The 12,153-nt window shown below is 66.4% G+C and carries 10 protein-coding genes; 7 read left to right on the forward strand and 3 right to left on the reverse strand.

Going from position 1 to position 12,153, the window contains the following annotated elements:
- Positions 1 to 5 precede the first annotated feature (5 nt).
- Genes ligA through LK540_RS23320 form a run of 4 tightly spaced genes read left to right on the forward strand, consistent with a single transcriptional unit; the run spans position 6 to position 4,294 of the window.
- Positions 6 to 2,360 (forward strand): NAD-dependent DNA ligase LigA, encoded by a 2,355-nt coding sequence (gene ligA, locus LK540_RS23305; protein WP_229439788.1) that lies wholly within the window; start codon positions 6 to 8, stop codon positions 2,358 to 2,360.
- 16 nt (positions 2,361 to 2,376) lie between these two features.
- Entirely contained in the window at positions 2,377 to 3,264 is an 888-nt protein-coding gene (gene galU / locus LK540_RS23310; RefSeq protein ID WP_229439789.1) for a UTP--glucose-1-phosphate uridylyltransferase GalU, read from the forward strand.
- 2 nt (positions 3,265 to 3,266) lie between these two features.
- On the forward strand, positions 3,267 to 3,803 hold the full coding sequence (gene def, locus LK540_RS23315; protein ID WP_229439790.1) for a peptide deformylase: 537 nt from the start codon (positions 3,267 to 3,269) through the stop codon (positions 3,801 to 3,803).
- Complete coding sequence (locus tag LK540_RS23320) at positions 3,800 to 4,294, forward strand: hypothetical protein (protein WP_229439791.1); 495 nt, start codon at positions 3,800 to 3,802, stop codon at positions 4,292 to 4,294. The genes def and LK540_RS23320 overlap by 4 nt, the downstream gene beginning before the upstream one ends.
- A 173-nt stretch (positions 4,295 to 4,467) precedes the next feature.
- On the opposite strand, the gene LK540_RS23325 is transcribed toward LK540_RS23320, so the two are convergent.
- Positions 4,468 to 6,228, reverse strand: coding sequence for a DUF885 family protein (locus LK540_RS23325; RefSeq protein ID WP_229439792.1), 1,761 nt, complete (start codon positions 6,226 to 6,228; stop codon positions 4,468 to 4,470).
- 324 nt (positions 6,229 to 6,552) lie between these two features.
- Here LK540_RS23325 and LK540_RS23330 point away from each other — a divergent pair, with 324 nt between their 5' ends.
- Genes LK540_RS23330 through LK540_RS23340 form a run of 3 tightly spaced genes read left to right on the forward strand, consistent with a single transcriptional unit; the run spans position 6,553 to position 9,762 of the window.
- Positions 6,553 to 6,930, forward strand: coding sequence for a hypothetical protein (locus tag LK540_RS23330; RefSeq protein ID WP_229439793.1), 378 nt, complete (start codon positions 6,553 to 6,555; stop codon positions 6,928 to 6,930).
- Positions 6,931 to 8,400: an ATPase domain-containing protein gene (locus LK540_RS23335; protein WP_229439794.1), complete on the forward strand. Its 1,470-nt coding sequence runs from the start codon at positions 6,931 to 6,933 to the stop codon at positions 8,398 to 8,400.
- Between the two features lie 12 nt (positions 8,401 to 8,412).
- Positions 8,413 to 9,762, forward strand: coding sequence for an ATP-binding protein (locus LK540_RS23340; protein ID WP_229439795.1), 1,350 nt, complete (start codon positions 8,413 to 8,415; stop codon positions 9,760 to 9,762).
- Here LK540_RS23340 and LK540_RS23345 read toward each other — a convergent pair.
- The gene (locus LK540_RS23345) at positions 9,759 to 10,289 is read right to left on the reverse strand and encodes a GNAT family N-acetyltransferase (RefSeq protein ID WP_229439796.1); all 531 of its coding nucleotides are present in this window, start codon (positions 10,287 to 10,289) and stop codon (positions 9,759 to 9,761) included. The genes LK540_RS23340 and LK540_RS23345 overlap by 4 nt on opposite strands.
- Positions 10,290 to 10,347: 58 nt before the next feature.
- Positions 10,348 to 11,847 carry a peptide MFS transporter gene (locus LK540_RS23350; RefSeq protein ID WP_229439797.1) on the reverse strand — a complete coding sequence of 500 codons (1,500 nt, stop codon included), beginning with the start codon at positions 11,845 to 11,847 and terminating at the stop codon, positions 10,348 to 10,350.
- Between the last annotated feature and the right edge of the window lie 306 nt (positions 11,848 to 12,153).

Genomic DNA, 12,153 nt, shown 5'->3' on the forward strand with positions numbered 1-12,153 from the left:
TGGGCATGAGCGAAGCGCAGGATCATATCGAACGCATGGCCTGGCTGGTCGAGGAACTGAACCGCCACATCTATAACTACCACGTGCTCGACGCGCCGACGATTCCCGACGCCGAGTACGACAAGCTGTTCCGCGAACTGCAGGACCTGGAAGCCGCGCACCCGGAAGCGGTGTCGAACGACACCCCGACCTCGCGCGTGGGCGGCGCCCCGATCCCCGAGTTCAAGCAGGTGACCCATGCGGTGCCGATGCTCTCGCTGAACAACGGCTTCCAGGACGAGGACGTCGACAACTTCGACCGCCGCGTACGCGAAGGCCTCGACCTGAGCGCGGCCGCTGGCGCGGTCGAGTATGCGGCCGAACTGAAGTTCGACGGCCTGGCCATGAGCCTGCGCTACGAGAACGGCGTCTTCGTGCAGGCCGCCACGCGCGGCGACGGCTACACCGGCGAAGACGTCACCGCCAACATCCGCACCGTGCGCGTGATTCCGCTGCGCCTGCATGGCGACGATATTCCCGCCGTGCTCGAAGTGCGCGGCGAAGTGCTGATGTTCAAGGCCGACTTCGAGAAGCTGAACGAACGCCAGCGCGAGGCCGGCCAGAAGGAATTCGCCAATCCGCGCAATGCCGCCGCCGGCAGCCTGCGCCAGCTCGATGCGCGCATCACCGCCCAGCGTAAACTCCGCTTCTTCGCCTATGGGATCGGCCTGCTGGAAGGGGCCGAGATGCCGGCATCGCACTCGCAGGTGCTGGACTGGTTCGACCGTCTGGGCTTGCCGGTGTCGAAGGAACGGGCGGTCGTGAAAGGCAGCGCCGGCCTGCTCGATTACTACCGCGGCATCGGGGAAAAGCGTCCCACGCTGCCTTACGAAATCGACGGCGTCGTGTACAAGGTCGACCGCCTGGAAGACCAGCGCGCGCTCGGCTTCGTGTCGCGCGCGCCGCGCTTCGCGCTGGCCCATAAGTTCCCGGCCGAGGAAGCGCTGACCGTGGTCTCGGCCATCGACGTGCAGGTCGGCCGCACCGGCGCGATTACCCCGGTGGCGCGCCTGGTGCCGGTGTCGGTGGGCGGCGTTACCGTCACGAATGCCACCCTGCACAACGAAGACGAAGTGCGCCGCAAGGACGTGCGCATTGGTGACACCGTGATCGTGCGCCGCGCCGGCGACGTGATTCCGGAAGTCCTGTCGGTGGTGCTGGAGCGCCGCCCGACGCCGGAACCGATGGTGTACACGCTGCCGACCAACTGCCCGGTGTGCGGCTCGCACGTGGTGCGCGAGGAGGGCGAGGCCGTGGCGCGCTGCTCGGGCGGGCTGACCTGCGCGGCCCAGCGCAAGGAAGCGATCCGCCACTTTGCCGGCCGCCGCATGATGGACATCGAGGGCCTTGGCGACCGCTACATCGACAGCCTGGTCGAGTGCAATTTGATCCACGGCGTGGCCGACCTCTACACGCTGACGCTGGACGATCTGCTGCAGATGAAGCGTGCGGCCGACGAGCGCGATGGCACCACGCCGGAGACCGTCAAACAGGGCAAAGTAGCAACCAAGTGGGCCGACAACCTGCTGGCCGCGATTGCCGCCAGCAAGCATCCGCCGCTGGAGCGCCTGCTGTTCGCGCTCGGCATCCGCCACGTGGGCGAGTCCACGGCCAAGACCCTGGCCGACTGGCTCGGTTCGCTGGCCCTGGTGCGCCGCGCCCCGGCCGCGCTGCTGCGCGTGCTGCCCGACATCGGCGGCACCGTGGCCGAGTCGATTGCCGACTTCTTTGCCGAAGAAAAAAACCAGATCGCCCTGAACGCGCTGCTGGCCACCGGCGTCGCGCCCACCGGCGAACACGCGCCGAAGGCGGCGCTGCGCGAACGCCTGGACGAAGTCGGCTTGCTGGCCGCCCTCGGCATCCCGAAACTGACCGAGCCGCGCGCGCGCCAGCTGCTCGATGGCCGTACGCTGGAAGACCTGGCCTTCCTGAAGGTGTTCGGCGTATTCGGCCTGCCCGAAGCGCTGGTCGCCTCGCTGGAATCGTGGATGGCGGTCGAGGCGAACCGCGAGGCGCTGATGAACCTGTCGGCGCTGCGGCGCGAGCTGCTGGACTCCTTGCCCGAGGAAGCCGAGGCGCCGCAAGGGATCCTGGTAGGCAAGACCTTCGTCCTGACCGGGACGCTGCCGACCATGTCGCGCGATGCGGCCGGCGCGCTGATCGAGGCGGCCGGTGGCAAGGTCTCCGGTTCGGTCTCGAAGAAGACCTCGTACGTGGTCGCGGGCGCCGAGGCCGGCAGCAAGCTGGAAAAAGCCGAGGCGCTGGGCGTGACCGTGCTCGACGAAGCAGGCCTGCTGGCGCTGCTGGGCAATCCAACCTGAACAAAGGAAGCACCGCATGACGCAGCGCACTTCGCAGATTCGCAAGGCAGTCTTTCCGGTGGCCGGACTCGGCAGCCGCTTCCTTCCCGCCACCAAGGCGCAGCCGAAGGAGATGCTGCCCATCGTCGACAAGCCGCTGATCCAGTACGCGGTGGAAGAGGCGGTGGCGGCCGGTATTACCGAGATGATCTTCATCACCGGCCGCAACAAGCGCGCCATCGAGGACCATTTCGACAAGGCCTACGAGCTCGAATCCGAGCTCGAGGCGCACAACAAGCAGGAGCTGCTGGACGTGGTACGCAAGGTGATCCCGAAGAACGTCACCTGCATCTACATCCGCCAGTCGGCCCCGCTCGGCCTGGGCCACGCGGTGCTGTGCGCGCGCCCGGTGGTCGGCAACGAGCCGTTTGCCGTGCTGCTGGCCGACGACTTCATGGATGCCGACGGCGGCAAGCCGGTGCTGGCCCAGATGACCGAGCTCTACGAATACGAAAAGTGCAGCCTGCTGGCGGTGCAGGACGTGCCGCGTGCGAACACGCGCCAGTACGGCATCGTCAGCGCCACGCCGTATCGCAGCGACCTGGAACTGGTGTCGGGCATCGTCGAGAAACCGAAGCCGGAGGAGGCGCCGTCGACCCTGGCCGTGGTCGGGCGCTACGTGCTGAGCGGCGCCATCTTCGATCACCTGGAAAACCTGGGCGTGGGCAGCGGCGGCGAAATCCAGCTCACCGACGGCATCGCCGCGCTGATGAACGCCGAGCGCGTGCTGGCCTACCGCTACGCCGGCCAGCGCTACGACTGCGGCTCCAAGCTCGGCTATCTGCAGGCCACTGCCGCCATCGGCCTGAAGCACCCGGAAACCGCCGCCGGCTTCCGGGAATTTTTGGACCAGTTGAAGGGGTAATCATGGCCGTGCGCGAGATATTGAAGATGGGCGACCCGCGCCTCTTGCGCGTGGCCGAACCCGTGCGTGAGTTTGGTACGCCCGAACTCGAAGCCCTGATCGCCGACATGTTCGACACCATGCATGCGGCAAACGGCGCCGGCCTGGCTGCGCCGCAGATCGGCGTCAACCTGCAGCTGGTAATCTTCGGCTTCAAGAGCAATCCGCGCTACCCGGACGCGCCGCAGGTGCCCGAGACCGTGCTCCTGAATCCCGTGCTCACGCCCTTGTCGGACGAGATGGAAGAGGGCTTCGAGGGCTGCTTGTCGGTGCCCGGCCTGCGCGGCAGCGTGCCGCGCCATACGCGCCTGCGTTACGAGGGCGTCGACCAGTACGGCAATGCCATCCGGCGCGAAGTCGACGGCTTCCATGCGCGCGTGGTGCAGCATGAAGTCGACCACCTGCTCGGCATCCTGTATCCGATGCGGATCACCGATTTTTCGCGCTTCGGCTTTACCGAAGTGATGTTCCCCGACCTCGATCCTGGAGCGGACGATTGATTTCCAAGGTATTCAACACATTCCCGCTGCTGCTGGTGCTGGCCGCACCCCTGGCCCAGGCCGATGACTTCTTCACCAAGATCGAGGCCGAACCGAAAAGCGAAGTCTGGATCGACTCCGGCTTCTGGACCGCCCACTTCGACAGCGGCAAGGGCCTGAACGGCAACAACAAGGGCCTGGGCGCCGAATACCGCTTTTCCGGCACGATGGCCGCCGTCGGCGGGCGCTTCTACAACAGCGACCGCGAATGGTCGAACTATGCCGGCGTGATCTGGCAGCCGTATGCGGTCGGCCCGGTACGCGTGGGCGCTGCGCTGGCGGCGTTCGACGGCTACCCGAGGATGCGCAACGGCGGCTGGTTCCCAGCTGTCATTCCGACCCTGACGTATGACTACCAGCGCGTGGGCGTCAACATCGGCATCATCCCCAGCTACAAGGACCGCCTCTACGGCGGCATTTCGCTGCAGCTGAAGCTGAAGGTCTTCGAGTGACCTTGTAGGGTGGGTACTCGTACCCACGCGGTCTCACCGTTCGCATGCTGGCTGCGTCTGGTCATGGCTGCTTTTGTAGGGTGGACACCTGTGTCCACGCTGTCTCACCGCCTGCAAGCCGCCTCACATATCAACCGCCGTACCGCGTGGACACAGGTGTCCACCCTACGCGCTTACGCCTCCTTCGGATACGGGCTCTTGCCACCTTCGGCAATGAAGCGGTCGATCCGCTCCTGCAGCACCGGCAGCGGCACCGACCCCAGCTGCAGCACCGTATCGTGGAAGTTGCGGATGTCGAACTTCGCGCCCAACGCTTTCTCCGCCCTGGCGCGCGCCTCCATGATCGCCATCTGCCCCAGGTAGTAGGACAACGCCTGGCCCGGCCACGAGATATACCGGTCCACCTCGGTCGTGATCTCGTGCTCCGACAGCGCCGTGTTCTCGCGCAAATAGGCCTGGGCCTGCTCGCGCGTCCAGCCCTTGGCGTGGATGCCGGTATCGACCACCAGGCGCGAGGCGCGCCAGGCCTGGTAGCTCAGCATGCCGAAGACTTCGTAGGGCGTCTCGTAAATGCCCATCTCGGTCCCCAGGCGCTCGGTATACAGCGCCCAGCCCTCGCCGAAGGCGGAGATGTAGGCGCGGCGGAAGCGCGGCAAGCCTTTCTGTTCCAGCGCCACCGGCATCTGGAAGGCGTGGCCCGGCGCCGATTCGTGCAGGGTCAGGGCCGGCAGGCTGTACAGGGCGCGCGCCGGCAGGTTATAGGTGTTGACCAGGTAGACGCCGGGGCCGCCGCGGCCGGCCGTGTAGTAGGGCGCCTGGTCGTCAGGCACCGGCAGGATGGCGAAGCGCTGGCGCGGCAGGTAGCCGAAATACTGGCCGGCCTTGGCGTCGAACTTCTTCGCCACCCAGGCCGCGCGCATCAGCAGTTCTTCCGGCGTCTTGGCGTAGAAGCGCGGGTCGGTGCGGAGGAATTGCAAAAAGGCCGGGAAGTCGCCCTTGAAGCCGGTCTGGGCAATGGTCGTCGCCATCTCGGCGCGGATTTTCGCCATCTCGGCCAGGCCGATCCGGTGGATATCGTCGGCAGTCAGGTTCGTGGTGGTGTACTCGACGATCTTCGACTGGTAATAGGCCTTGCCGTCCGGCAGGCGCTCGGCGGCCAGCACCTCGCGCGCACCCGGCATGTATTCCTCGCGCATGAAGGCCAGGACGCGCGCATACGCCGGCTGCACCTGGCTGCGGATGGCCTCCACCGCCCGCGTGCGCAGCTCGGCCTGCTCGGCGGCCGGCATCGATGGCGGCATGGTCTTGAACGGCGTGTAGAACACCGTGTCCTCGGGCGCGGCCTCGGCCACCGAGGCCAGCGAGGCGTCGCGCCCGCTGAGGGTGACCTTCGGCGGCGTGAAGCCGCGCGCCAGGCCGGCGCGCATGTTGTCGAGCTGCTCGCCGAAGTAGCGCGGGTAGCTGGCCAGCTGGTGCAGGTAGTTGTCGTAGTCCTCGCGGCTGGCCAGGCCCTGGCGCGCGCCGTAGGTGACGTCGGTCCAGAAGGCGCTGTCGGCGTTCAGCGGCTGCTCGTATTCGCGGAAACGCAGTTCCTCGACGAAGGCGGCGACCTGGGCGCGGTAGACCTGGTAGTCGAGCCGCGCTGCCGGCGACAGGCCGGCCTGGGGCAGGGCGTCGAGCTGGCGCAGCACGCCCTGGAAGTAGGCCAGGCGCGCCTGCTGGGTTTTGGCGTCGACGTGCGGCAGTTCCGCGCGCACCCGGCCGCGCGTGTTTTCTTCGCTGGCCAGGCGTTCCTTGACGCGCCAGTCCCATTCGGCCTGGTAGATCCTTTCGAAACGGGCGTCCGCCGCCGATGGCCCGGCATGCGCCGCGCCGGCCTGGGTTGCCATCAACATTCCTGCAGCGGCCAGGGCCGCGACCAAGGTGTGCTTCATCTTGCTCCTCGTTATAAACCGAAACCAGCGTGTCGAATACGGCGCGTCACTTTAAAAATTGTCAATTGGCATTATGTCGCACACGGGATGAATGCGCACTTTTTTCGCGGTGCAGCAACGCGGCCAAATGTTTTTGCACACGGGGCTGAGCTTTTATAAAAATTGTCGGTATTGCCTCTATAATTGAGGACCAGCCAGCCAGTCGGCGGGCCGTGCACTTACACAATGACAGCTGATCAGCAAGCATGGACCAGAAAAAATGACGCGGGGCTTCCCCCGTCTGACAAAGCCGACATGACGAACAGGACAGATACAAGCACACCCATGCCAACGCATGAGCAGGCAGATGCGGGCGCGCAGGCGCCCGGGATCAAGCCCTGGCTGCGCCTGGGCGAGCAGCTGACGCCGCTGATCGGCGACAGCGGCTTTTGTGTGCTGTTCGGGCGCGCCGTCCGGCTGACGACGGTGCGTTTCGGTGGCCTGCACGGGTGCGACCCGTCCAAGCCCACTTCCCACCTGTTCGCGTCCCTGACCAGAACCCTGAACGAGCTAGGACCGGAGCAGGCAGCGCTGGCGAATGCCGCGCTGCTCGATACTTTCACCACGCTGCTGGGAACCTTGATCGGCGAAGCGTTAACAAAGCAGCTGTTACAAGACGCAATGGGCGGAGACGGGCAGAAGCATGTACAGGAGCAGAAGTAAATGAGCGACAAAGTAGCCTTGGGACTGCTGAACACGGGCGTACCGGGACTGGACACGCTGCTGGGTGGCGGCTTGCCGGAGTTTTCGTTCAATCTCGTTGCCGGTCCGCCGGGCAGCGGCAAGACCACGCTTGCGCACCAGATCATGTTCTCGCTGGCCACCGCGGAGCGCCGCGCCCTGTTCTTCACCGTGCTGGGCGAGCCGCCGCTGAAGATGCTGCGCTACCAGCAGCAGTTCTCCTTCTTCGACGTGGCCAAGGTCGGCCCGGCGATCCGCTACGTCAACCTCGGCGAAAACCTGCGCACCGGCGACTTTTCCGGCGTGCTCGAACGCATCATGGCCGAGGTCGAGGCCTTCCAGCCCTCGCTGGTCTTTGTCGACTCCTTCCGCTCCGTGGTACAGACCGCCAAGGGCGGCAACGAAGGCGTGGCCGATTTGCAGTTCTTCATCCAGGAACTCGGCACCCGCATGACCACCTGGCAGGCCACCACCTTCCTGATCGGCGAATACATGCACACCGACCCGGAAGCGAACCCGATCATGACCGTGGCCGACGGCATGCTGTCGCTGACCCAGGCCCACGAGCACAGCACCGTGGTGCGCAAGATGCGCGTGGTCAAGATGCGCGGTCGCGCCCACCTGGCCGGCTCGCACAATTTCCGCATCACCGACGACGGCCTGCGCGCCTATCCGCGCATCCTGCCGCCGCTGGCCGCCGACCGCCACCCAGGCGTGGCGGTCGACCGCGAGCCGCGCCGGGTTCCCACCGGCACGCCGGGGCTGGACAAGATGCTCAACGGCGGCCTGCCGCAGGGCCACACGGTGCTGGTGGCGGGGCCGACGGGCTCGGGCAAGACCATCCTCGCCACCGCCTTCCTGCAGGAGGGCGTGGCGCGCGGCGAGAAGGGCGTGGCCATGTTCTTCGAAAAGGGCACGCCGCGCCTGCGCAACGCCGAACTGGCGGAGATGGTGCAGGCCGGGCAGGTGACGGTGGTCGAAAGCCGCCTGCTCGACCTCACCGTGGACGAACTGATCGACGAACTCGAACATACCCTGCGCAGCACCGGCGCGCGCCGCCTGGTGATCGATTCGCTGTCGGAGTTCGGCCTCTACATGGCGCCGGAATTCCACGCCGATTTGCGCCTGTCGGTGTTTCGCATGCTGTCGGTGGTGGCCAAGCATGGCGTCACGGCGCTGGTCACGATCGGCCTCGACGACGTGTTTACCGAGCTGCGCTTCAGCCAGGCGAATATCTCTTATCTCACCGACGCGGTGGTGGCGCTGCGCTACGCCGAGGTCGAGGGGCGCCTGCACAAGTTCATGTCGGTCATCAAGGTGCGCGGCAGCGACCACAGCCGCGACGTGCGCGGCTACGAGATCACGGATAACGGCATCGAGGTCGACGAATTGCCGACCGGTGTCGAAGGGACGCTCACCGGCGGCGCGGTATCGCGCGCGCCAGGACGCTAAGGAGAACAGGGAATGTTTCACGAAGACGACAGCAATTCGATGCAGCGTTCCCTCCAGTCCGGCTCGGAGCAGCTGAGTCCCGACCCGCTCAGCGCTACCCTGCTGCGTCACATCGGCACCCTCGAGGACGAGCTGGCGCGCCTGCGCGAATCGCTGCGCGAGAAGGAAGCGCTGGAAGCGACGGTGGAGCGCCTGCGCGAGGCCAACGAACACCTGGTGGTGGCCGCCATCAATGCCCAGGGCTCGCGCGACGATGCCGAAGCCACCAACCGGCGCCAGAACGAATTCCTGGCCATGCTGGCCCACGAACTGCGCAACCCGCTGGTCCCGATCAGCATGTCGGCGATGCTGCTGGAGCGCTCGTCCGACGCCTCGCCCCAGCTGCTGAATTTCTCGAAAGTCATCCGGCGCCAGGTCGACCACATGGCGCGCCTGCTCGACGACCTGCTCGACGCCGCGCGCATCAGCAGCGGCAAGATCACCCTCAGCCTGGAACCGATGCCGGTCTCGAACGCCATCGACCAGGCCCTGGAAACCGTGCTCCCGCGCATCCGCGAGCGCGGCCAGCACCTGTACCTGAACATGCCGTCCGAGCCGGCCGGCACCCGCGGCGACCGCGTGCGCCTGACCCAGGTGTTCACCAACCTGATCGGCAACGCCTCGAAGTACACCGGCGACGGCGGCAACGTCTACGTCGACGTCACGGTGGAAACGGGCGAAGTGGTGGTCTCGGTGCGCGACAACGGCACCGGCATCGCGCCCGAGGTGCTGCCCCACATCTTCGATCTGTTCACCCAGGGCCCGCGCTCGCTGGCGCGCTCCGAGGGCGGCCTGGGGGTGGGGCTGAACGTGGTGCGCAACCTGGTGTCGATGCACGGCGGGACGGTGCGGGCCGACAGCGACGGGCTCGGCCAGGGCAGCCGCTTCGTGGTGCGCCTGCCGCTGTGCCCGCTCACAAACAGCGCGCCGCCGCTCGAAGCCACGGCGGCGCAGCCATCGGGCCGCTGCCGCGTGCTGCTGGTCGAGGACAACATCGACGCCTGCGAAACCCTGAAGGCCTTCCTGGAACTGGAAGCGCACGACGTGACCATGGCGCACGACGGCCAGACCGGGCTCGACGCCATGCTGGCGCATGACTACGACGTGATCGTCTGCGACATCGGCCTGCCCGGCATGGACGGGCTGGAAGTGCTGGCGCGCCTGCGCGCCTCGAGCAAGGGCGCGCAGCCTCTGGCGATCGGCCTGTCGGGCTACGGCCAGGCCGAAGACCGCTCGCGCGCACTGGCCGCCGGCTTCGACCACTACCTGGTCAAGCCGGTCAGCCCGGATGCGCTGCTGGCGCTGGTGGCGCCGCGGCGCTAGGCGCACTGGCGCGCCAGCCAGGCCGCGCGCGTGATCTCCCAGGCCGCGTGCGGGCTGCCGTACCAGGTTTCCTCACCGCGGTAGCGCATGCCCAGGCGCGCCATCACCTTCTCGGAATCGCGGTTCTCCGGCTTGCAGACCGCTACCAGCAGCGGCGCCTCCAGGGTGTCGAAGGCCCAGGCCGCCATTGCGCGCGCCGCCTCCGAGGCCAGGCCCTGGCCCCACTTGTCCGGTACCAGGCGCCAGCCGATCTCGTGCGGGTTGGCCGGGTCGCGGCCCAGGTACTGGATGCAGCCGGCGCCGGCCACGCGCCCGCTTTCCTTGTCGATGAAGGCCCACCAGGAAAAGCCGTATTCCGCCCAGCGGCCTTTCACCAGGTCGATCCCGGCGCGGGTCTGCTCGGGCGTTTCGGGCTGGCCCGACAGGTAGCGCATCACCTCGGGCTGGCGGTTCATGGCCTGCAGGCCCTCGAAGTGATGGTCGTCGAAAGGTTCCAGGCGCAGGCGGTCGGTGATCAAGGTGGTCATGGTGTCGCTCGCATAAAAAAAGGCCGGTTGATCAACCGGCCTTCGTGACATCAAGTGCTTACTGGTGCGCGTGGTGCGTCGCGGTCAGGCGCCGCATCAGCGGCAGCACGGCCAGCGCGATCAGGGTACACAGCACGGCGGCGATGCCCAGCTTGTTGAACAGGCTGGTGTAGATCGGCAGGGTCTGCAGCGGATCGGTCATGCCGGAAGGGACGCTGGCCAGGTTGGCGACCACGCCGCCCAGGTATTGCGAGATCCCGGTGGCGACGAAGTAGGCGCCCATCATGAAGCCGCCCATGCGCGCCGGCACGTAGCGCGCCACCATCGCCAGGCCCAGGCCCGACACCAGCAGCTCGCCCAGCGAATACAGGCCGTAGCCGGCGATCATGATCCACGACGAGGTCAGGCCGTTCACGGCAAAGGCGCCCGCGAAGCCATAGGTGAAGAAGCCCAGGGCCACCACCGAGAAGCCGAGCGCGAACTTGCCGGCGATCGAGAGGTCGGAGCCGGTACGGCCGGCGCGGGTGTACCAGAAGGCCAGGACCGGGCTCAGGACCATGATCCAGATCGCGTTCAGGGCCTGGAACTGGGCCGGCGACCAGGTCCACAGGTGGGAACCGAACAAGGTGAAGTCGAGGTCGACGTTACGCAGCGCGAACAGCGACAGCGAGGTCGACATCTGCTGGTAGAAGATGAAGAAGAACACGGTCTGCAGCGTGAGGATCAGCGCGGCGATCAGGCCGGCGCGCTCGCTGGCTTCGCTCTTGCGGATCAAGTGGACAAAAATGCCCAGTACCACGATGCCGGCCAGGTAGACGAAGATGCGGGCCAGGCTCTGGTACTGCAGGATGACGGCCGAGACGCCGACGGCGACCACGCCGCCCGCCAGCACCATCGCCAGCTTGGCTTTGTCCAGCGGCAGTTCGTCCGGCAGCGAGCCGACGTGGCGGATGGTGGCGCGCATCATCATCACGGTGAGCAGACCGACCACCAGGCCGACCGAGCACACTGCGAATGCCACGTGCCAGCCGAGTTCGTTGCCGTAGGTGGCGTTCACGTAGTCCTTGATGGCGGGCGTGGCCAGCATCGAGATGGTCGAGCCGACGTTCACGGCCATGTAGTAGATGGTGAAGGCCGAGTCGATCTTCGAGTCGTCGCCTTCGTAGATCTTGCGCACCAGGTTTGCGGTGTTCGGCTTGAACAGGCCGTTGCCGACCACGATCACGCCCAGGGCCGAGAACAGGAACCAGGTGTTTTCGGTCGGGACCGCCATCAGGGCGTAGCCCAGGGTCAGGATGATGCCGCCGAGGACCATGCAGCGGCGGGTGCCGAGCACCTTGTCGCCGATCCAGCCACCGATGGCGGGGGCGACGTAGATCAGGGCCGCGGCGGCGCCCCAGACCAGGTTGGCGCGGCTGTCTTCGAAGCCGATGCGCTGCACCATGAAGTACACGATCAGCGCCTGCATGCCGTAGTAGCCGAAGCGTTCCCAGAGTTCGATCAGGGCGACCGTCATGAACGAGCGGGTCTGGCTGTACGGGAGGATTTCCGTTTTCATTTAATTCCCTTCTTGGATGGACTTTCACCGCTGGCTCGTGACCAGAGGCAAGCGTTGCATGCTACGCCAGGGAATCGGAAGTTGCAATGGTGGTAGGTGTGCTTACAGGCGGTGTGTTGGCGCTATCGGGGCTGTTGCCTGTTGGCGGTATTGGTGTGCATGATCCGCGTGGGCACAGGTGCCCACCCTACGGATGAAGCCGGTGGTTCGGCGCTGGGCGCCTCGGCGGCAAACCCCAGCTGGGCGGTGTTCTTGTAGGGTGGACACCTGTGTCCACGCGGTCTCACCGCCTGAATAACCGCGAAC

Origin of the sequence: Massilia sp. IC2-278, assembly GCF_020708045.1 — a bacterium.
Taxonomy (GTDB): Bacteria; Pseudomonadota; Gammaproteobacteria; order Burkholderiales; family Burkholderiaceae_D; genus Telluria.